15 protein-coding genes are annotated in these 19,659 nt (G+C 71.5%); 2 read left to right on the top strand and 13 right to left on the bottom strand.

Annotated features, from left to right (window positions below):
* Positions 1 to 57: 57 nt before the first annotated feature.
* From ACIRB1_RS04550 to ACIRB1_RS04570, 5 genes are all read right to left on the bottom strand, one after another.
* Complete coding sequence (locus ACIRB1_RS04550; protein ID WP_403464534.1) at positions 58 to 1,851, bottom strand: gamma-glutamyltransferase family protein; 1,794 nt, start codon at positions 1,849 to 1,851, stop codon at positions 58 to 60.
* A 34-nt stretch (positions 1,852 to 1,885) separates the two neighbouring features.
* Entirely contained in the window at positions 1,886 to 3,883 is a 1,998-nt protein-coding gene (locus ACIRB1_RS04555; RefSeq protein ID WP_403464535.1) for a LamG-like jellyroll fold domain-containing protein, read from the bottom strand.
* Between the two features lie 115 nt (positions 3,884 to 3,998).
* Positions 3,999 to 4,826 carry a class I SAM-dependent methyltransferase gene (locus ACIRB1_RS04560; RefSeq protein ID WP_403464536.1) on the bottom strand — a complete coding sequence of 276 codons (828 nt, stop codon included), beginning with the start codon at positions 4,824 to 4,826 and terminating at the stop codon, positions 3,999 to 4,001.
* The gene (locus ACIRB1_RS04565) at positions 4,823 to 5,530 is read right to left on the bottom strand and encodes a response regulator (protein WP_403464537.1); all 708 of its coding nucleotides are present in this window, start codon (positions 5,528 to 5,530) and stop codon (positions 4,823 to 4,825) included. Before ACIRB1_RS04565 ends, ACIRB1_RS04560 begins: the two co-directional genes overlap by 4 nt.
* Positions 5,527 to 6,642, bottom strand: coding sequence for a sensor histidine kinase (locus tag ACIRB1_RS04570; RefSeq protein ID WP_403464538.1), 1,116 nt, complete (start codon positions 6,640 to 6,642; stop codon positions 5,527 to 5,529). The genes ACIRB1_RS04565 and ACIRB1_RS04570 overlap by 4 nt, the downstream gene beginning before the upstream one ends.
* 165 nt (positions 6,643 to 6,807) lie before the next feature.
* Here ACIRB1_RS04570 and ACIRB1_RS04575 point away from each other — a divergent pair, with 165 nt between their 5' ends.
* Together ACIRB1_RS04575 and ACIRB1_RS04580 are read left to right on the top strand one after the other, a co-directional pair.
* Positions 6,808 to 7,803 carry a carboxymuconolactone decarboxylase family protein gene (locus tag ACIRB1_RS04575; protein ID WP_403464539.1) on the top strand — a complete coding sequence of 332 codons (996 nt, stop codon included), beginning with the start codon at positions 6,808 to 6,810 and terminating at the stop codon, positions 7,801 to 7,803.
* Between the two features lie 164 nt (positions 7,804 to 7,967).
* Positions 7,968 to 8,639 (top strand): hypothetical protein, encoded by a 672-nt coding sequence (locus ACIRB1_RS04580; RefSeq protein ID WP_403464540.1) that lies wholly within the window; start codon positions 7,968 to 7,970, stop codon positions 8,637 to 8,639.
* A 46-nt stretch (positions 8,640 to 8,685) separates the two neighbouring features.
* Here the strand turns inward: ACIRB1_RS04580 and ACIRB1_RS04585 are convergent, their stop codons facing one another.
* From ACIRB1_RS04585 to ACIRB1_RS04620, 8 genes are all read right to left on the bottom strand, one after another.
* On the bottom strand, positions 8,686 to 10,218 hold the full coding sequence (locus ACIRB1_RS04585; protein ID WP_403464541.1) for an NCS1 family nucleobase:cation symporter-1: 1,533 nt from the start codon (positions 10,216 to 10,218) through the stop codon (positions 8,686 to 8,688).
* A gap of 128 nt (positions 10,219 to 10,346) precedes the next feature.
* Positions 10,347 to 11,366 carry a TIGR03842 family LLM class F420-dependent oxidoreductase gene (locus ACIRB1_RS04590; protein WP_352177597.1) on the bottom strand — a complete coding sequence of 340 codons (1,020 nt, stop codon included), beginning with the start codon at positions 11,364 to 11,366 and terminating at the stop codon, positions 10,347 to 10,349.
* A gap of 11 nt (positions 11,367 to 11,377) precedes the next feature.
* Positions 11,378 to 12,781: a dihydropyrimidinase gene (gene hydA / locus ACIRB1_RS04595; RefSeq protein WP_403464542.1), complete on the bottom strand. Its 1,404-nt coding sequence runs from the start codon at positions 12,779 to 12,781 to the stop codon at positions 11,378 to 11,380.
* A gap of 163 nt (positions 12,782 to 12,944) precedes the next feature.
* Positions 12,945 to 13,787 carry a nitrilase-related carbon-nitrogen hydrolase gene (locus ACIRB1_RS04600; RefSeq protein ID WP_352177599.1) on the bottom strand — a complete coding sequence of 281 codons (843 nt, stop codon included), beginning with the start codon at positions 13,785 to 13,787 and terminating at the stop codon, positions 12,945 to 12,947.
* A 212-nt stretch (positions 13,788 to 13,999) separates the two neighbouring features.
* Positions 14,000 to 15,580 (bottom strand): PucR family transcriptional regulator, encoded by a 1,581-nt coding sequence (locus tag ACIRB1_RS04605; protein WP_352177600.1) that lies wholly within the window; start codon positions 15,578 to 15,580, stop codon positions 14,000 to 14,002.
* A gap of 28 nt (positions 15,581 to 15,608) precedes the next feature.
* On the bottom strand, positions 15,609 to 16,895 hold the full coding sequence (locus ACIRB1_RS04610) for an aspartate aminotransferase family protein (protein WP_403464543.1): 1,287 nt from the start codon (positions 16,893 to 16,895) through the stop codon (positions 15,609 to 15,611).
* The gene (locus ACIRB1_RS04615) at positions 16,892 to 17,734 is read right to left on the bottom strand and encodes a nitrilase-related carbon-nitrogen hydrolase (RefSeq protein ID WP_403464544.1); all 843 of its coding nucleotides are present in this window, start codon (positions 17,732 to 17,734) and stop codon (positions 16,892 to 16,894) included. Before ACIRB1_RS04615 ends, ACIRB1_RS04610 begins: the two co-directional genes overlap by 4 nt.
* A 180-nt stretch (positions 17,735 to 17,914) precedes the next feature.
* Positions 17,915 to 19,573, bottom strand: coding sequence for a hypothetical protein (locus tag ACIRB1_RS04620; protein WP_403464545.1), 1,659 nt, complete (start codon positions 19,571 to 19,573; stop codon positions 17,915 to 17,917).
* Between the last annotated feature and the right edge of the window lie 86 nt (positions 19,574 to 19,659).

A 19,659-nucleotide genomic window follows, 5' to 3' on the forward strand; every position in this document is an offset into this window, starting at 1 on the left:
CATGAACACCCGGCGCTGGAGATCACCCGGACCAGGCATCCTCCGGTGGCGGAAGGCTCAGCGGCCCACGGCGTACCCCTGCATTCCCCGGGGGTTCGCCGCCGCCGACAGGATTCCCGCCTCCGGGTCCCGCGCGACCGCGCACAACCGTCCCTCGGACCAGGCGTCCCCGACGGTCACGTCGTGCCCGCGCCGCCGGAGTTCCTCCACCACCGCCTCGTCCATGCGGGACTCGACGGTGACGCTGCCGGGCCGCATGCCGCGCGGGTAGAAGGAGCCGGGGAAGCTGTCGTTGTGCCAGTTCGGGGCGTCGATCGCACCCTGGAGGTCGAGTCCGCCGCGTGCCTTCGCGCGCGTGGCGACCGCGAGGAAGAAGTGCAGCTGCCACTGGTCCTGCTGGTCCCCGCCGGGTGTGCCGAACGCCAGGACCGGGACTCCGTCGCGCAGGGCGATCGAGGGGGTGAGCGTGGTGCGCGGACGGCGGCCGGCGGCGAGGGAGTTGGGCAGTCCGGGTTCCAGCCAGGCCATCTGGAGCCGGGTGCCGAGGGGGAAGCCCAGTTCGGGCACCACGGGGTTGGACTGGAGCCAGCCGCCGCTGGGCGTGGCCGCGACCATGTTGCCCCAGCGGTCGACGACGTCGAGGTGGCAGGTGTCGCCGCGCGTGCCGCCGTCACGGGTCAGCCGTGCGACGGTCGGCTCCCCCGCGCCCATCGGGTCGAAGCCGGGCTCCGCGGGAGCGACCACGCGCGCGTGCTCGCACAGCCGCGGCGCGCGCCCTCCGGGGCTGCCGGGCCGCAGCTCGTAGGACGCCTTCCCGTCGATCAGCCGCCGCCGTGCCGCGTTGTACTCCGCCGACAGCAGGTCATCCAGGGGTACGGCGTCCGCGTCCCCGTACCAGGCCTCCCGGTCGGCCATCGCGAGCTTGCAGCCCTCAATCAGGAGATGGACGTAGTCGGCGGATGCGTGGGCGGGCAACTCGGCCGGGAGCAGGGCGAGTTGCTGGAGGAGGACCGGGCCCTGGCTCCAGGGGCCGGCCTTGCAGAGCGTCCAGCCGTTCCAGTCGTAGGTCGCGGGGGCCTCGTAGGACGCGGACCAGGAGGCCAGGTCGGCGGCCGTGAGGGTGCCGGTGCGGCGCTCGCCGCTGGTGTCCATGGTGGGGCGCCCGGCCTGCCGTACGAGGGCCTCGCCGATGAAGCCGGAGCGCCACACCTCACGCGCGGCCTCGATCTGGGCCTCCCGGTCGCCCGCCCCGGCGACCTCGGCGAGGAGCCGCCGCCAGGTGGCGGCGAGGGCGGGGTTGCGGAACAGCTCACCCGGGCGGGGCGATGTCCCACCGGGCAGGTACACCTCCGCCGACGTGGTCCACTCCGTCTCGAACAGTTCCCGTACGGTCTCGACGGTCGCCCCGACGTTCTCCACGCACGCGTGCCCGTCCTCGGCGTACCCGATGGCGTACTTCAGGACGTCGGCCAGGGCCTTCGTGCCGTGGTCCCTGAGGAGGAGCATCCAGGCGTCGAAGGCGCCGGGGACGGCCGCCGCGAGGGGGCCCGTACCGGGTACGAGATCCAGACCGAGTCCCCTGTAGTGCTCGATCGTCGCTCCGGCGGGCGCGACGCCCTGTCCGCACAGGACGCGCACCTCGCCGCCCGCCGGGGCCAGGAGGATCGGCACCTCACCGGCCGGTCCGTTGAGGTGCGGTTCCACCACGTGCAGCACGAACGCCCCGGCGACGGCGGCGTCGTACGCGTTGCCGCCGTCCTCCAGGACGGCCATCGCCGACTGCGAGGCCAGCCAGTGGGTGGAGGACACCATGCCGAAGGTGCCCTGGAGCGTGGGTCGGGTGGTGAACATACGGAAAATCTACAGACCGGGGATTCCGGGGGACCTAGGCGTTCATGAACTGCCCCGGCTTCAGGGCCCGGTCGCTGATGCGGACGTCGCCGATGGTGCCGTGGAAGACCTGGCTGACCGCGCCGGCCCACTGGTAACCGCCAAGGAGGAACGGCATGCCGAGGGTGGTCAGGCCGACGGCGGTGCTGGTCGGATTGCGGCCCTCCTCGCAGCCGTTGACGTAGAGCTTGCTGATGCGGCCGTCGTTGGTGACGGCGACGTGCCACCACTCCTCCTGCTGGAGGAGGTGGCTCCAGGCGGTGGTGGCGCCGTCCTGGTTGAGCGGGTAGGCGTTCCACTGAAGCTCGATGGAGCTGGAGAGGCTGATGGTCAGGACGGGTTCGTCGGCGGTCGCGGAGGGGCCGTTCTTGCCCGCCTGGGCCGCCGTGCCCGCGCGGCTGAGCATCGAGGACCAGCCGTTGCGGCCGCCGTCCCAGTCGGCGGGGACCTTGAAGAAGACCTCGAAGGTGAAGCCGTGGGCGAAGGTCTCGCGGTTGAGCGGCGCCTTGTCGACGGTCTGGAGGTACGCGCCGCTGACCGGGTTGCCCTGGCCCGCGAACACCAGCCCCGCGTGGGCGGGTTGGTCCGGGTGGTGGTCGCCGGTCCAGGTGAGCGCGTGCGCCGGGGTGCCGGGGACGGTCTTGAGGACGAGGTCGTTGCCGTGGCCCGCCTGGTCCTTGACGACCGTGCCGGGGGCGACGTCGGCGCCGGCCGTGCCGCCCTCGTCGAACCGCCAGTAGGCCAGCGTGCCCGGCAGCAGCATCCGGCGCGCGGGGCGGGACCTGCGCGGCGGGACCGGTGCGAAGCCCGCGAAGCGCTTCTCGAAGTCGATCTCCATCGAGAAGTAGTCGACCTTGGAGGTCAGTTCGAGTTCCTTCGCCGCGAGGGCGTTCGCCTCGCCCTTCTCCGCCAGTTCGCGTATCCACGGCGAGAAGGTGGCGATGTCGATCATCCCGCGGTCGAGGTCGAAGCGGTAGGAGCGGATCATGCCCGCGCCGCCGTAGTAGCGGTCCTGGTAGTTGGTGATGTGCAGGTGGACGTCGTTCCCGGCGCTGTTCTTCAGCACGGTGCTGCCGGGCGGCCAGTAGTGACCGTTGAGGGTGAGGAAGACCTGGTCGTTGTCCTTGATCAGGCCGTCCCACAACTGCTGTCCGTAGGAGGAGAGTTCGGCGACGCCGTCGTCGTCCGCGCCGACGATCTCGTGCGTGGTGACGATAACCGGCAGCGTCGGGTTCTCCGCGATGACGGCGTTGGCCCACGCGAACCCCTTCGCGGACAGGCGCCAGTCGAGGGACAGCAGCATCCAACTCCGGCCGCCCGCGCGGAAGATGTGCGCGGTGTTGTAGCCGTCGGGGCTGGAGGAGTGGTAGCCGGGCGTCTTCCTCGCGCGCGCCGGGCCGAAGGTGTCCAGGTAGGGGGTACGGCCCCGCTGGTCGTCGGCGGACACGTCGTGGTTGCCGGCCAGCACGCCGTAGGAGGCGCCCGCGCGGTCCAGCATGTCGAACACCTTGGTGACGGCCGCGTACTCGCCGGCGAGCCCGTTCTGCGTCACGTCACCGAGGTGCGCGAGGAACACGATGTTCTCGTCGTTGCCGCCCGCGCGGCGCTCCGGGTCGAGGACGTAGCGGAACGAGGCCTCCATCGGCCCCGGGTGGATGCGGTCCTGGTCGAACATGTACTGCGTGTCCGGCATCACCACGACGGTGAACCGGGGGTTGTCCGGATCGGGGTCCCACGTCCCGCGCGGCGCCGGTGACATCGTTGTCCGGCCGTACGAGTCGCTGTCGTCCCCGGCCGCGTACGCGGGCGCCGCGCCCAGCAGCCCCACGGCGGCCGTGCCCGCGCCGAGCGCCCCGGCCCGGTGCAGGAACGTGCGGCGGCTCGACGCGGCGATGCCGTCGCCGTCGAGGTCCGCGGTGCGGGGGCACTCACAGCCCGCCGTGCGCCGCTGGTGGTCGTCGAGGCCTCTGTCACCCGTGGGAGAGCTGTCCATGTCCGCTCCAAATGCCGAGTTGAAGAACGGCGTCACGCTACGGACGGCTGCGGTACGGCGGGCTTGCGCGCCGGGTACCGGCTGCCGAACGCTCCCCCAACACCGCCCGCGCCTCCTAGGGGTCGCGCCGCCCCGCGGTGAGCAGATGGCCGCTGGTGCCGAGCAGCGTGGGTTCGGACTCGATCCGGCGGGTGGCCGCGAGGACAGCCGCGCGGCGGTCCGGGTCGTCCAGCCAGTCCTCGATGCCGCCCATCAGCCAGGCGACGCCCTCCAGGCCGTACTGGCCCGTGACGGTGAGGGCCGCGTCCGTGAACTCCTCGGGGGCTTCGTGCGGTTGGGCGAAGTAGGCGGTCGTGAAGAGGCCGCCGTCCGCGGAGTCGTGCCGCCCCTCCTCCCCCTCTCGGTCGACCCGCGCGCGGTGCCCTGCGGTGAAGTACAGCTCCTGCCTGAGCATGTCGTGCAGTCCCGCGAACCGGTTGATGGTCGCCGCGACGACCGGCCCGCCCGGCCGCACCACGCGATGGGCCTCGCTCAACGCCCTTACGCGGTCGGCCCGTTCGGGCAGGTGGTACAGCGGTCCGAGCAGCAGCACGACATCGTACGACGCGTCCTGGCCGGGCAGCTCCCTCGCGTCCCCGACGCGGGCCTCCACTCCCGGCAGTCGGCCCGCCTGCTCCACGTGCAGCGGTGCGGGGTCGAGGAGTCGGACCTCATAGCCGTCCCGGGCGAGCCACTCGGCGTGGATGCCGCTGCCGCCGCCGACGTCCAGCACCCGCGCGGGGGCCGCCGGCAGCAGGCGCCGCAGCACGTCCTGGGTGCGCCAGAACTCCAGCCGGCCGGAGCCCTGCCGGAGGCGGCCGTCCTCCTTGCCCTGGGCGTAGTAGGCGAGGATCTCCTCGCGCACACCCACGGCCGGGTTCTGCGAGCGTGTCGTCTCGGTCATCGCCCCAGGGTGTGATCCGGGACGTCCGGGGCGCAACGGGATTCCGGGGCGCGGGCCGTCACGAGCCCCGACTCGTAGGCGAACACGACGAGTTGGGCCCGGTCGCGGGCCGCGAGTTTGGTCATCGCGCGGCTGATGTGGGTCTTCGCCGTGAACGGGCTGATGACCATGTGCGCGGCGATCTCCTCGTTGGTGAGGCCGCGCGCGGCCAGCGCGGTGACCTCGCGTTCGCGGCGGGTGAGGTGCTCCAGGCCGGTCGGGGTGGCGCGGTCAGGGGGCCGGGAGACGAACTCCCCGATGAGGGTGCGGGTGACGGCCGGGGAGAGAAGGGCCTCGCCGCCCGCGACGATCCTGATCGCCTGGAGGAGGTCGGCCGGGTCGGTGTCCTTGAGGAGGAAGCCGCTGGCGCCCGCGCGCAGCGCCTCGAAGACGTACTCGTCGAGGCCGTAGTTGGTGAGGATGACGACCCGCACCGAGGCGAGGCCGGGGTCGGCGGCGATCCGGCGGGTGGCCTCGATGCCCGTCATCACCGGCATCTGTACGTCGATCAGGGCGATGTCGGGGAGTTGCGCGCGCACGAGGGCCAGGCCCTGTTCGCCGTCGGCCGCCTCGCCGACCACCTCGATGCCGTCCTCGGCGTCGAGGAGGGCGCGGAAGCCCGCGCGCATCAGCGCCTGGTCGTCGACGACCGCGACCCGGATCATCCCGCCTCCCCCAGCGGCAGTTCGGCCCGGACCGCGAAGCCGCCCTCCGCGCGCGGGGCGGTGTGCAGGGTGCCGCCGAGCGCCGCGACGCGCTCCCGCATGCCGGTGAGGCCGATGCCGGGCTTCGGCGGGCGGTCGGGGTCGGCCGCTCCGTCGTCCTCGATGCGTATCGTCAAGTCCTCGTCTCCGTAGTCCAGTTGGACGCGTACCTTCGCCGGTCCGGCGTGCCGGGCGGCGTTGGTGAGGGCCTCCTGGACGATGCGGTACACCGCGCGGTCGACCGTCGCGGCGAGGGGGCGTTCCTCGCCGGTCACCGCGAGTTCGACGGCGAGGCCCGCCGCGCAGGCCCGTTCGACGAGCAGCGCGGGGGTGCCGGTGGGCTCCTCGGCGGTGCGCAGGATCTCCAGGGTGGCCCGCAGTTCGCGCATCGCCTCGCCGCCGGCCTCCTGGATGGCGAGCAGCGCGGGCGGCACCTCCTCGCCGCGCTTGCGGGCGAGGTGGACGGCAACGCCGGCCTGGAGCTTGACGATCGAGATGCTGTGGGTGAGGGAGTCGTGCAACTCCCGCGCTATGCGCAGGCGTTCCTCGCCCGCGCGGCGCAACGCGGCCTCCTCGCGGGTGCGTTCGGCCTCCAGGGCGCGCTGTTCGGTCTGGCGCAGATACGCCTGCCAGTTGCGGTCGGCGAGGCCGGTGACCACCGCGCACAGGAACCAGCCGGCCAGCAGCGCGGTCCGCTCGACCACCTGCTGGGTCGTCGGCCCGGTCGCGAGGTACGCGACCAGGAACACCCCGCCGCCCGCGGCCGCCGTGCCGCGGTGTCCCGCGCGGGCCGCGGTGTGCATGGCCGCGAAGACGGGCAGACCGGCGACGGGCCCCGGGTGGGCGTGCAGGACGTAGGCCGTCTCGGACGCCGCGGTCACCGCGAGGACCGCCCTCGGAGCCGTCTGGTAGAACGCCAGGGCCGCCGCCGCGAGGGCCATCAGCGCGTAGTCGACGGCCGTGGTGTCCGGGTCGAAGGCCGCGACGGTCACGACGAGGGCGCCGATCACTCCCGCGAGGGACGCGTCGGCGAGCCGCCTGCGTGGGGTCGCATCGACCGGGAACCCGCTCATGTCGGCACAGTAGACCGCCGCGCCGACACGGGCGTCAGCCCTGTGGACAACTCCTGGACTACTCCCCCCGCAGTAGTCCACACCGCCCCGGACCTCCCCGACGTAGCCCCGACTGACTTCCTCCGTACGACGACCCGGCCCGCCCCCGGCGCACATGCTGCTGCCATGTCCACACCCTTCCGGCACACCCGGCCCCCGTCGCCCAAGTCCGCCACCGGCCGCACCGCCGAGGTCTTCGAGCAGATCGCCGTCGACTTCGGCATCGAGCGGCCCCCGACCTTCGTGGTCCTGTCCTCCGCACCCGAACTCCTGGCGCCCGCCTGGGCGTTGATGCGGGAGTCGCTGATCGCCGGCGACGGCAGCCGCACCGGCAAGGAGCTGGCCGCGCTCGGGGTCTCGCTCGCCAACAAGTGCCCGTTCTGCGCGGACGCGCACACCGTCCTGCTGCACGCCACCGGCGACCACGCCCTCGCCGAGCACCTGGCCCGGGGCGGCACACCGGAGAACGAGGTCCACGCGCGTGTGCTCGACTGGGGGCGCCGGACGCGGGTCCCGGGCGCGGCCCTGACGCCGTACCCGTTCCCGCGCGAGCAGGCCGCCGCCTACCTGGGCACCGCTCTCACCTTCCACTTCGTCAACCGCGTCGTGTCGGCCCTGCTGACCGAACAGCTCCTGCCGGGCAACGCCCAGCGGTTCCGGGCGGTACGCAGCCTCGTGGGGCGGTCCGTCGCCCGCACCGTGCGCCGGACGGCCGTACCGGGAGCGGCCCTGCCCCTGCTCGACACGCCGGGACCAGGGCCGGACTGGGCCGCCGGGACCCCCGTGGGCCCTGCCTACGACGCGCTGCGCACGGCCGCGCTCGCGGGTGGCGAGCTGCTCGACGCGGACGACCGGACGCTCGTACGGGAGACGCTGTGGGCCTGGGACGGGTCGCATCCGCCGGTCGTGCTGCGGGGCTTCCCCAACCGGCGGGAGCGGCCCGCGGCGCGGCTCGCGGTGCTGGCCGCGCTCGCGCCGTACCGGATCACCGAGGACGACGTGGCCGCCTGGCGCGGGCCGGGGCGCGACGACGCGAGTCTGGTGCGGCTCGTCGCGTACGGGGCGTTCACGGCCGTCGAGCGGATCGAGACGACGATGCGGGTGACTGCCACCCGCACCTGACACACGGACATAAGGGGACACACAACCCGTCGGCGGTGAGGCTGTGTCACCGCACAGCCACGCAGCGAGTTCACACTTCCGCCTCACAGGGAGTCATGTGAGACTGGCGTCCCCGTCCGCCGTGCGGACCCGCTCCGCACCCTTTCCCCCACGAGAAGTGCGACTTGCGTTCTCTTCCTCTGCCGCTCGCTCTCACCGCACGTCTGTCGCCGGTCGTCGTGCTCGCCACGATGGGCTGGGCCCTGACGTCCGGGCCGTTCGCCGCGACGACGACCGCCGAGCACAAGTCGACGCCCGAGTCCGGGGCCTCCCCCGAGGCCTCGGCGCCGACGGCGACGACCGCGGCCAAGGCGTACGCCACCTCCCCCGCCCCGTGCGGAAGCGTGTCGGTGGCGACACTCAAGTCGCTGGTGCCGGGGGCGAAGACGGCCGGCAAGGAGATCCCGTCGACGGACACGAAGGTCCGCCGCACCTGCTCGTGGAACGCGCTCAAGGGATACGACTACCGCTGGCTCGACGTGTCGTACGAGATCACGGAATCGGACGCGGCGGCACAGAAGTCGTACACCGAGACGACCACGCAGAAGAGCGGCGGGGGCGCGGTTCCCGGGCTCGGCGACTCCGCGTACTCGATCGTGAACCTCACCACGGAGGACAAGCAGCAGACGCGTGAGGGCACGGTCGTCGTCCGCGCGGGCAACGCGCTGGTGACCATCACGTACAACGGCAGCGACTTCGAGAACAAGAAGGCGCCGAGCACGGACGTCATCAACAAGGGTGCGATCAAGGCCGCCAAGGAGGCGGTCACCGCGCTGGAGGGCGGCAAGGCCGCCTAGGCCCGCCGCCCTCCCTCTCAAGTGCTACTCCTCGACCTCTCAGGTCCTACGCCTCGACCGGCGCCGTCTTCTTGCCGGTCAGCAGAGTGAGCACCACGTAGAGCACCATCGACGTGCCCAGGCCCACGGCCCAGCCGTAGTCGGCGAGCGAGGACAGGGCCGGGATGGGCCGGCCGTCGATCAGCGGGTGGAAGTCGGCGCCGCCGACCGCGAGGACCCCGCCCATCACGAAGGCGACGACGGCCCGCCAGTTCCAGCCGCCGTCGTACCAGTAGCGCCCGCCCGCGCGGTACAGGTCGGTGAGGTCGAGCTTGCCGCGGCGCAGGACCCAGTAGTCGGCGATGAGGATGCCGGCGACCGTGCCGAGCAGACCGCCGACCAGACCGAGCCAGGTGAAGATGTAGCCCTGCGGGTCGGAGTACAGCTTCCACGGGAAGATCAGCACCGCGAGGACGCTGGTGATCAGGGCGCCGGTGCGGAAACTGATCTTCCGGGGCGCGATGTTGGAGAAGTCGAAGGCGGGCGAGACCAGGTTGGCCGCGATGTTCACGGACAGGGTCGCCACCAGCACGGTCACCAGCGCGTACAGCAGGCCCACGACGTTGTCGGTCTTCGCGGCCAGCTGCACCGGGTCCCAGATCGCCGTGCCGTAGACCGCCTGCGAACCGGAGGTGACCAGCACCGACAGGAACGCGAACAGGGTCATGGTGGTGGGCAGTCCGAGGGCCTGGCCCCACGTCTGGGCCTTCTGGCTCTTGCCGTAGCGGGTGAAGTCCGGGATGTTCAGCGACAGCGTGGACCAGAAGCCGATCATGCCCATCAGCGAGGGCCAGAACAGCTTCCAGAAGCTGCCGCCCCAGCCGAGCTTGGAGGGCTGGTCGAAGAGCGGGCCGAAGCCGCCGGCCTTGCTGCTCATCCACCACAGCATGACGAACGCGCCGACGAGCACGAAGGGTGCCGCCCAGTTCTCGAAGCGGCGGATCGTCTCCATCCCCCGGTAGATGATGGCGACCTGGAGGACCCAGAACAGCGCGAACGACAGCCACATCGTCCAGGCGTACCCGCCGATGTGCGAGGCGTTGGCCCAGCTGTCCCCGATCAGCTTGCCGGCGAGGAAGTAGATCGCCTCACCGCCGATCCAGGTCTGGATGCCGAACCAGCCGCAGGCCACCAACGCCCGTACGACGGCGGGGAGGTTGGCGCCGCGCACGCCGAACGAGGCACGCGCGAAGACCGGGAAGGGGATGCCGTACTTCGGTCCCGCGTGCCCGGTGAGCAGCATCGGTACGAGCACGATCAGGTTGGCCAGGGCGATGGTGAACACCGCCTGCTTCCAGTCCATGCCGACGGCGATGAGACCCGAAGCGAGCGTCCAGGAGGCCGTGTTGTGGGCCATGCCGACCCACAGCGCGGAGAAGTTGTACGTGGTCCAGGTGCGCTTCTCGACGGGAACCGGCAGCAGGTCGTCGTTGGCGTACGGCCCCGCGGGCCGCGAGGAGTCCGGGGCGAACTCCACCCGCCCGTCGGCGAGGGTGACTTGAGCGGTCGGCGCTATGGCCGTGGGAGCGGTGTCGGTCATGGGCAGGCCAATCGGATGAGGTGGGACGGGAGAGGCCGTGCGGGCGAGCCGGGGGGGTGCGCGTGGGGAGCGCCCTTGACCCCCTTCCCGGGACGGCGGGAAGGGGGAGACCAACGGGGTTGTGCAGGCTAGGCGTTGACCGCCGGGATGATCTTCGCCCCGTAGGCGTCGATCGTCGCTTCCTGCGCGTCGTGCATGTCGTAGACGGCGAACTGGTCGACGCCCAGCTCCTTCAGGGCGTTGAGCTTCTCGATCTGCTTCTCGGCCGAACCGATGACGCAGAACCGGTCGACGATCTCGTCGGGCACGAAGGCCGTGTCGGGGTTGTCGGAGCGACCATGGTGCGCGTAGTCGTACCCCTCACGGGCCTTGATGTAGTCCGTGAGTTCCTCGGGTACGGCGGCGGAGTGCGCGCCGTACTTGGAGACGAGGTCGGCGACATGGTTGCCGACCATGCCGCCGAACCAGCGGCACTGGTCGCGCGCGTGGGCGAGCGCCTCGGGCGAGTCGTCCTCGGTGACGTAGGCGGGCGCGGCCACACAGATCTTGACCTCGGACGGGTCGCGACCGGCGGCGACGGCCGCGTCCTTCACCGCCTTGACCATGTACTCGGTGAGGTAGAGGTCCGAGAGCTGGAGGATGAAGCCGTCGGCCTCCTCGCCGGTCATCTTGAGCGCCTTGGGGCCGTACGCGGCCATCCAGACCGGGAGCTTGGCGTCCTCCTTGGCCCAGGGGAACTTGATGACCGTGCCGCCGAGGTCCGCCTCCTGGCCGGAGCCGAGCGCCCTGATCACCTTCATGGCCTCGCTGATCCGGGCCAGGGTGTTGGGAGTCCGGCCCGCCACCCGCATCGCGGAGTCGCCGCGGCCGATGCCGCACACCGTGCGGTTGCCGAACATGTCGTTCAGGGTCGCGAAGGTGGAGGCGGTGACCTCCCAGGTGCGGGTGCCCGGGTTGGTGACCATCGGGCCGACCGTCAACTTCGTCGTGTTGGCCAGGATCTGACTGTAGATCACGAACGGCTCCTGCCACAGCACGGCGGAGTCGAAGGTCCAGCCGTAGGTGAAGCCGTTGCGCTCGGCGCGCTTCATCAGGCTGATGACCCGCGAGGCCGGCGGGTCGGTCTGCAGGACGAGTCCGAAGTCCATGGGCGCCACTCCTAGTTGAGGTACTGACAGGTGGAACGCGGGGTGTAGACGCCGTGGCCCGCGCGCCCGGTGTACTCCCGCTCGGTGATGACGAGTTCGCCGCGCGAGAGCACCGTCTCGACGCGGCCGGTGAGGCGCTTGCCCTCGTAGGCCGAGTAGTCGACGTTCATGTGGTGGGTCTCGGCGGAGACGGTCTGCTCGGCCGTCGGGTCGTAGATGACGACGTCGGCGTCGGCGCCCGGGGCGATGGTGCCCTTCTTCGGGTAGAGGCCGAACATCCGCGCCGGGGTGGCGCAGGCGATCTCGATCCAGCGGCGGCGGCTGATGTGGCCGTCGACGACACCCTGGTGGAGCAGGTCCATGCGGTTCTCGACGCCCGGCATGCCGTTCGGGATCTTCGAGAAGTCGCCCCGGCCCAGCTCCTTCTGGCCCACGAAGCAGAAGGGGCAGTGGTCGGTGGAGACCACCTGGAGGTCGTTGGTGCGCAGGCCCTGCCAGAGTTTGGCCTGGTGCTGCTGAGGTCGGAGCGGCGTGCTGCACACGTACTTCGCGCCCTCGAAGCCGGGCTCGGCGAGGTTGTCCGTGGACAGGAAGAGGTACTGCGGACAGGTCTCGCCGAAGACGTTCAGGCCCTCGTCGCGCGCCCGGGCCAGCTCGGCGACGGCCTCCATCGCGGAGACGTGCACGACGTAGAGCGGGGCGCCGGCGACCTGGGCGAGCTTGATCGCGCGGTGGGTGGCCTCGGCTTCGAGGAGGGCCTTGCGGACCTCGCCGTGGTAGCGGGGGTCGGTCTCGCCGCGGGCGAGCGCCTGCTCCACGAGGACGTCGATCGCGATGCCGTTCTCGGCGTGCATCATGATCAACCCGCCGTTGTCGGCGGCGCGTTGCATGGCGCGGAGGATCTGGCCGTCGTCGCTGTAGAAGACGCCCGGATAGGCCATGAACTGCTTGAAGGAGGTGACGCCCTCCTGCACCAGCAGGTCCATCTCCTTGAGGGTGTCCTCGTTGACGTCGGAGACGATCATGTGGAAGCCGTAGTCGATGGCGCAGTTGCCCTCGGCCTTGGCGTGCCAGGCGTCGAGGCCCTCGCGGAGGGCTCCGCCGACGTTCTGGATCGCGAAGTCGACGATGGTCGTCGTACCGCCCCAGGCGGCGGCCCGGGTGCCGGTCTCGAAGGTGTCGGCCGCCTTCGTTCCGCCGAACGGCATCTCCATGTGGGTGTGGGCGTCGACTCCGCCCGGGATGACGTACTTCCCGGTGGCGTCGATGACCCGCTCGGCGGTCCAGCCGTCGGCGACGGCCGTGCCGGAGGTGGCGAGGGCGGCGATACGGCCGTCCTCGATCAGGACGTCGGCGTGGAGTTCGTCGGACGCGGTGATGACCAGGCCGCCGCGGATTACGGTACGGGCGCTCATGTTGACTCCGCTGGGTTGTCGTCGGGTGCGGATCGTCCGGGTTGTCGGGTGCGGGTCCGTGCGGGCTGGGCGCGCCCCGCGGCGAGGCCGCTGACGGACGCTGCCCCACGCCCCTTCCGGGAGGGGTTGCGCCCTCCCGGAAGGGGCGCGGAGACAGTCCCGGTTACGGGGCGGTCAGGGGGCCGTACGCGTCCGGGCGGCGGTCGCGGTAGAACTGCCAGCGGTCGCGGACTTCCCGCAGCTTGGCCAGGTCCAGGTCCCTGACGACGAGTTCGGGCTCCTTGTCGCTGGCGACCTCGCCGACGAACTGGGCCTCCGGGTCGACGAAGTACGTCGTGCCGTAGAAGTCGTTGTCGCCCAACTCCTCCACGCCGACACGGTTGATGGCGCCGACGAAGTACTCGTTGGCGGCAGCGGCGGCCGGCTGCTCCAGCTGCCACAGATAGGCCGACAGGCCCCGCGAGGTCGCCGAGGGGTTGAAGACGATCTCGGCGCCCGCGAGACCCAGGGCGCGCCAGCCCTCGGGGAAGTGGCGGTCGTAGCAGATGTAGACGCCGATCCTGCCGACCTTGGTGTCGAAGACGGGCCAGCCGCTGTTGCCCGGGCGGAAGTAGAACTTCTCCCAGAATCCGGGGACTTGGGGGATGTGGTGCTTGCGGTACTTGCCGAGGTAGGAGCCGTCCGCGTCGATCACGGCGGCCGTGTTGTAGAGGACGCCCGGCTGCTCCTCCTCGTACATCGGCAGGACCAGGACGATGCCGTGTTCCCTGGCGAGCGCCTGGAAGCGCTTGACGATCGGGCCGTCCGGGATCGCCTCGGCGTACTCGTAGAACGCCTTGTCCTGGACCTGGCAGAAGTACGGTCCGTAGAACAGCTCCTGGAAACACAGGACTTGGGCACCCTGCGCGGCCGCGTCGCGGACCGCCTGCTCGTGGACCTGGATCATGGACTCCTTGTCGCCCGTCCAGGCTGTCTGGAAGAGAGCGGCACGAATCACGGTGCTCATCGGGACCTCCGGTCGCTAGGGGTGCTGGGGCGGGAGTGCGTGCCGGGCGCGGTGGCGCGGGGGGCACTTCCGACGCCCGTCCCAGGAGCCTAGGAAGTCCGGAAGTCGTCTTTGAGGTGCACGGTGTCACGTCTGCAGGGGCGCGGCGTTCCACGGTGTCACCCTTGCGTGGACGCATGTTTCACCGCCGTTTTCCCAGGTAGTCCCATGTTTCACCCCTGTTGCGCGTCGTGCGCGAGGAGCGCGATGTGCACCGACGCGGCCTGCTCGAAGTCGTCGAGGTCCACCCCGAGCCGGCCCTCTATCGCCTCCAGCCGGCGGTACAGCGCGGGCCGCGAGACATGGTGGAGCTGGGCGGTGCGCGACTTGTTGCGGCCGGTGGCCAGGTAGGTGCGCAGGACGGCGAGGAGGTCCTCGTCGGCCGCGCACAGCAGTCCGTCCAACTCCCGCTCCGCGAACGACTGCACCTGCGGGTCGTCCCTCAACAGCCGGATCAGGCCACGCAGATGGACGTCCTTGAGGCGTACGACGGCGGGGAGTTCGAGGGCGTCGCTGGAGTCGGCCACGGCGTCGGCGACGTGCTGTGCCTCGCGGAGTCCCGCGGGGACGTCGTCCCAGACGGTGCGCTGCCCGGCGGCGGCCACCACCGTCTTCAACGCCCCTGATTCGGTGCGCAGTCGGCTCGCGAAGTGGGCGGCGAGGGCGTCCGCGTCCTGGTCGCGGGGCAGGCTGAGGAGGACGGCGGTGACTCCTTCGGCGAGTTCCGCGACGAGTCCGGAGAGCCCCAACAGCCTCAGTACCCGGTCGAGTTGGGCCGTGTCGCCGTCGCGTACGACCATCGGGACGAAGGTGCGCCGGTTGACGGGGAGTCCGGCCGCGCGGGCGCGGGGCAGGAGGTGGCGGGCCGTGACGACGCCGCTCACCAGGTCGGTGAGCAGGCTCTGCGCGGACTGTTCCTCCCAGGTGTGGGCGGAGCCGCCGAGCATGCGGTGCAGGACGAGGGCCTCTGCGGCGCGGTCGGCGAGGAGGCGGCCGGTGGCGGTGTCGCCGCGGTAGCCGCACAGCATGATCTGGCCCCAGCGCTCGCCGCGTCCGCCCAGTTCGGCGCGGATCCAGCCGTCGCCCTCGCTGCCGCCGGCCTGCCGGGCGATGCGCTCCCAGTCGCGCAGCACGTCGTCCACCGCCGACCGCTCCCCCGCCGTGGCGAGGACGCGGTGCGCGAGGTTGGTGACGACGACGGGACAGGCGCTGTGCGCGGCGACCTCGTCGAGCAGGCTCTGGAGCGGGGCGCCGCCGGTGATGAGCCCGGTGAGCGCGGTCCGTACGGCCTCGGAGAGGCTGACGGCGGCGAACTTCCGCCGTACCAGCCGGGATTGGACCTCTTCCGTCAACTCCGCGAAGGGGAAGGGCCGGTGGAGTACGACCATGGGCAGCCCGCACCGCTCGGCCGCGCGGCGCATGACGTCCGGCGGCGCGGGAAAGGCCCGTCCGAGGCCGAGTACGACGGCGGACGCCTCCGCGCGGTGCAGGGACTGGATGTACTCGGCCTGTGCCGCCTCGTCGTCGGCGAGGAGCACGCCGGTGGTGAGGACCATCTCGCCGCCGGTGAGCATCACGCCGACGTCGGCGGCCTCGGCGACGTGCACCCACCGTACGGGCCGGTCGAGTTGGCCCGCGCCGGCCACCACCTCGGGTTCCCCGGCGAGGACCCGCTCCAGGGCGAGGACCTGGCGCACCGACAGCGCGGGCTCCAGGGCGTCCAGGGTGGTGAGGGTTCCCAAGGTGGTGGTCATGACGGTCTTCCCTTGTTCAGCGTGTGCTCTACTCCGTGCTCCTCAGAGCCTGTTCGAGGATCGCGGCGCCCTCCTCGGCCTCCGCGACGGTCAGGGACAGCGGCGGGGCGACGCGCAGGGCGCTGGTGTTGTGGCCGCCGCCCTTGCCGATCAACAGGCCGCCCGCACGGGCCGCTTCGAGGACGGCGGACGCGGCCTGCGGGTCGGCCTCGTCGGTGCCCGGTTTCACCAGCTCGACGCCGATCATCAGCCCGCGCCCGCGCACTTCCCGTACGCCGGGATGCTGGGCGGCGACGGCCCGCAGCCGCTCGATGAGGAGGCCGCCGACGCGGCGGGCGTTGCCCTGGAGGTCGTGTTCCAGCAGGTAGGTGAGGTTGGCGAGACCGGCCGCCATGGTGACCTGGGTGCCGCCGAAGGTCGAAATGCTGTTGGAGTCGAGGCAGTTCATGATGTCGGCGCGGGCGACGACTCCGCCGATGGACATGCCGTTGCCGATGCCCTTGGCGAAAGTGAGGATGTCCGGCGGGCCGTTCTCCGCGTGTGCCTGCCAGCCCCAGAAGTGGTCGCCGGTGCGGCCCCAGCCGGTCTGCACCTCGTCGGCGATCCACAGGACGCCGTGCTCGGCGAGGACTTCGCGGAACGCGGCGTACAGGCCGTCGGGCGGTGAGGTGAACCCGCCGACGCCCTGGACGGGTTCGGCGATCAGCGCGGCGGGCGGCCGGACATGGCCGAGCAGGTCCTTGAGGTCCTCGACGCAGGCCGCGACGAACTCGGCGTCGGTCAGGTCGGCGTAGGGACCGCGCGTACGCACACCGCCGTGGACGTAGAGCGTCTGGAGCGGGGAGAGGGAGGTCGGGGACCAGCCGCGGTTGCCGGTGATGCCGACCGTGCTGAAGGAGCGGCCGTGGTAGCTGTTGCGCATCGCCAGGATCTGGTTGCTGCGCCGGTAGGTCGTGGCGAGCATCAGCGCGGTGTCGTTGGCCTCGGTGCCCGAGGTGGTGAAGAAGACGCGGGCGTCCGGGATGCCGGACAACTGGGCGACGCGCTCGGCGAGTTCGACCATCGGCCGGTTGAGGTAGAGCGTGGACGAGTGGTTGATCCGCCCGGCCTGCTCGCTCACCGCCTTGGTGACCTCGGGGAGCGCGTGCGCGGTCATCGTGGTGAGGATGCCGCCGAAGAAGTCGAGGTACTTGTTGCCCTCGGCGTCCCAGACGTGCCGGCCCTCTCCGTGCGTGATCTCCAACGGGTCCTGGTAGTACAGGGTCAGCCAGTCGGGGAGTACGTCCCGGTGGCGTCCCAGCAGATCCTTGGTCACGGCTGCACCAACCCTTCGTAGGCGTCGGGACGCCGGTCGCGGTAGAACGCCCACTGCTGGCGTACTTCCTCGATCAGCCCGAAGTCCAGGTCGCGGACGACGAGTTCCTCGTCCTTGTCGCCGGCGACCTCGCCGACGAACTGGCCTCGCGGGTTGACGAAGTACGACGTCCCGTAAAAGTCGTTGTCCCCGTACTCCTCCTGTCCCACACGGTTGATCGCAGCGATGAAGTACTCGTTGGCCACGGCGGCGGCCGGCTGCTCCAGCTGCCAGAGGTAGGCGGAGAGGCCGCGCGAGGTGGCGGACGGGTTGTAGACCAACTGTGCGCCGTTGAGGCCGAGTTGACGCCATCCCTCGGGGAAGTGGCGGTCGTAGCAGATGTAGACGCCGACCTTGCCTACCGCCGTGTCGAAGACGGGCCAGCCCGCGTTGCCCGGCCTGAAGTAGTACTTCTCCCAGAAGCCCTTGACCTGCGGGATGTGGTGCTTGCGGTACTTGCCGAGGAAGGTGCCGTCGGCGTCGATCACGGCCGCGGTGTTGTAGTAGAAGCCGTCCTGCTCGATCTCGAAGACGGGGACGACGATCACCATGCCGGTCTCGCGCGCGAGCTGCTGCATACGGCGCACGGTCGGCCCGTCGGGCACCGGCTCGGCCCACCTGTAGTGCTCGGGTTCCTGGACCTGACAGAAATAGGGGGCGTTGAACACCTCCTGGAACCCGATGATCCGGGCACCCTGGCTGGCCGCCTCGCGGGCGTGTTCCTCGTGTTTCGCCACCATGGACTCGGTGTCGCCGGTCCAGGTGGCCTGGACCAGAGCGGCGCGTACGACGTTGGCCATGAGCTGCTCCTTCGACGGGACGCCAGAGCCTCTACGCCCGTAGACAAGGCCGTAGGGGGATGAACGTAAGCCTCCGGAGGAGCCTTGCCAAGACCATCGTCGTTAACCCGCGGAGTCGATCCTGTTTCACCCTCCGGTGGGTGAGCCGCTGCGCCGGGTAGCCGGGGTCGGGCCGCTGCGCTAGGCGCTGAAGCCCGCCACGCGCAGGGCGTGGACCAGGTCCCAGTGGCGTTCCTCCGAGGCGCCCTGCGCGGCCTCCAGCAGCAGCGGGACCAGTTGCTGGGGGTCGGCCGCGACGCTGCGGGCCGCCTCCTCGGGGGTGCGGACCCGGACGTAGGCGTCGAGGAGGGCGTGGATCTCGCGGCGGCGGCCCTCGGCGGCCAGCGCGAGGACGGCCTCGCCGATCTCGGCGGCGGGGCGGGCCACGCCCTGCCGCAGGATCTGCTCGCCGTCCGCGGTACGGCCCGCCGCGACCAGCGCGTCCGCCGCGCCGACCAGCCGGTCGGCGGGCAGCGAGGCGGCCTCCCACAGCAGCGTCGCCCAGTCCGCGCCGAGTCCGGCGCGCTGGAGTTCGGCCGCGAGCAGCGGGAAGCGCGCGGCGGGCCAGTACGCGGCCTCGACGAGCAGCGCGTGCGCCTCGCCGCTACGGCCCTCACGCCGCAGCCCCACCAGCCGCCGCACGGCCTCCACGGTCAGCTGCCGCGCCTCCGCGTCCAACGGCTCCCGCTGCGGCTGCGCCCGCTCCACCGGCCGGGCGGCGGCCCCGGCGAAACGCGCTCCGCGCGGGCTGCGCCGGGCGGTGGGCGCGGGCACAGGCAGTTCCGGTACGACGGCTGCGGGGTCCGGGGTGGGGGCGGCGGTGTCGGCCTCGGCCATACCGGCGAAGCGGGCGCTGCCCCGGCGGCGCTTGCGTTGCTTGGCGGGCGGGGGGTCCGCGGGGGCGGCTTGGTCCGGGGCGGGCTCGGGACCCGTGAGATCGCCGTCCATGGGGTCCGGGGCGCCGAAGCCGGAGGCGGTGTCGGGGTCCCTGAAACCGTGGTCCACGGGGTCCGGGGTGCCGCGCCGGGACGTGGGCTCGGGCCTGCCGAAGTCCGGGGCGGCGCCTTGGCCGTCGAAGCCGGGATTCGCGCGCTCGAACTCCTCGTAGCCCCGGCGGTTGTCGCGCCGCCGGGGTTCGGTGCCCTGGTGGTCCGCGCCGGCCGGGTCGTGGCCGCGCCGTGCGTCCCCCGCATCGCGCTGGCGCGGCAGCCGGTGGGCGGCGGCCGTGTCGTCGACGCGGAACACGTTGCCGTGGCGGTCGCGATGGACGACCTGGGCACCCCGGGTGCGGGCGCGGTTGTCCAACTCCTCGATGCGCGCCCGGAGTTCGGCGCAGCGGGCGGTGGCGCGTTCGTGGTCGTCATGGGCCCAGGCGAGGTCGAGGCGGAGGGCGTCGGCCGCTTCCTGGGTGGTGGCGGAGTTGAGCAACTGGGCCAGTTTCGCCTGCCGTTCGGCCGCGTACTTCTGCTCGCGGAGCATCACGTCGAGCCGGTCGCCGAGGGCGTCGCGGCTGCCGGGGCGGGCGTCGAACGCGGCGAGCGCCGCCGTGTGCAGGGCGCGGGCGCGGTCCTTCTCCTGGACCACGGCTCCCTGGCCGTACTCCGCCGCGAGGTCCTGGAGGAGGGCCTCCACCACGTCCCAGGGCGGTACTTCACGCCCGTTCAGACAGGCCTGCATGCCCTCGGGATCGCGCTGCCAGAACACCCCGCACCAACCGCCGCCCTGGTCGAGGCGCGCCAGCAGTCCATCGAGGTAGTTCGCGAACTCCCGCACCTGTCCGGGGAGTTGATCCACAGCCATGCCCCAACTCCCGCCAGACCGGAATGCTCCGATCCGTAGAAAACACCATTTGTGTTACGACGCGGCTACGGAAGTTTTTCGAGCCG

This window comes from Streptomyces sp. NPDC096013, assembly GCF_044763565.1.
Classification (GTDB): Bacteria; Actinomycetota; Actinomycetes; order Streptomycetales; family Streptomycetaceae; genus Streptomyces.

Coding starts and splice junctions, on each gene's coding strand:
- ACIRB1_RS04605 (WP_352177600.1), bottom strand. CDS start 15,580: ATGACCACCACCTTGGGAACCCTCACCACCCTGGACGCCCTGGAGCCC.
- ACIRB1_RS04570 (WP_403464538.1), bottom strand. CDS start 6,642: ATGAGCGGGTTCCCGGTCGATGCGACCCCACGCAGGCGGCTCGCCGAC.
- ACIRB1_RS04620 (WP_403464545.1), bottom strand. CDS start 19,573: ATGGCTGTGGATCAACTCCCCGGACAGGTGCGGGAGTTCGCGAACTAC.
- ACIRB1_RS04565 (WP_403464537.1), bottom strand. CDS start 5,530: ATGATCCGGGTCGCGGTCGTCGACGACCAGGCGCTGATGCGCGCGGGC.
- ACIRB1_RS04600 (WP_352177599.1), bottom strand. CDS start 13,787: ATGAGCACCGTGATTCGTGCCGCTCTCTTCCAGACAGCCTGGACGGGC.
- ACIRB1_RS04560 (WP_403464536.1), bottom strand. CDS start 4,826: ATGACCGAGACGACACGCTCGCAGAACCCGGCCGTGGGTGTGCGCGAG.
- hydA (WP_403464542.1), bottom strand. CDS start 12,781: ATGAGCGCCCGTACCGTAATCCGCGGCGGCCTGGTCATCACCGCGTCC.
- ACIRB1_RS04590 (WP_352177597.1), bottom strand. CDS start 11,366: ATGGACTTCGGACTCGTCCTGCAGACCGACCCGCCGGCCTCGCGGGTC.
- ACIRB1_RS04585 (WP_403464541.1), bottom strand. CDS start 10,218: ATGACCGACACCGCTCCCACGGCCATAGCGCCGACCGCTCAAGTCACC.
- ACIRB1_RS04615 (WP_403464544.1), bottom strand. CDS start 17,734: ATGGCCAACGTCGTACGCGCCGCTCTGGTCCAGGCCACCTGGACCGGC.
- ACIRB1_RS04575 (WP_403464539.1), top strand. CDS start 6,808: ATGTCCACACCCTTCCGGCACACCCGGCCCCCGTCGCCCAAGTCCGCC.
- ACIRB1_RS04555 (WP_403464535.1), bottom strand. CDS start 3,883: ATGGACAGCTCTCCCACGGGTGACAGAGGCCTCGACGACCACCAGCGG.
- ACIRB1_RS04550 (WP_403464534.1), bottom strand. CDS start 1,851: ATGTTCACCACCCGACCCACGCTCCAGGGCACCTTCGGCATGGTGTCC.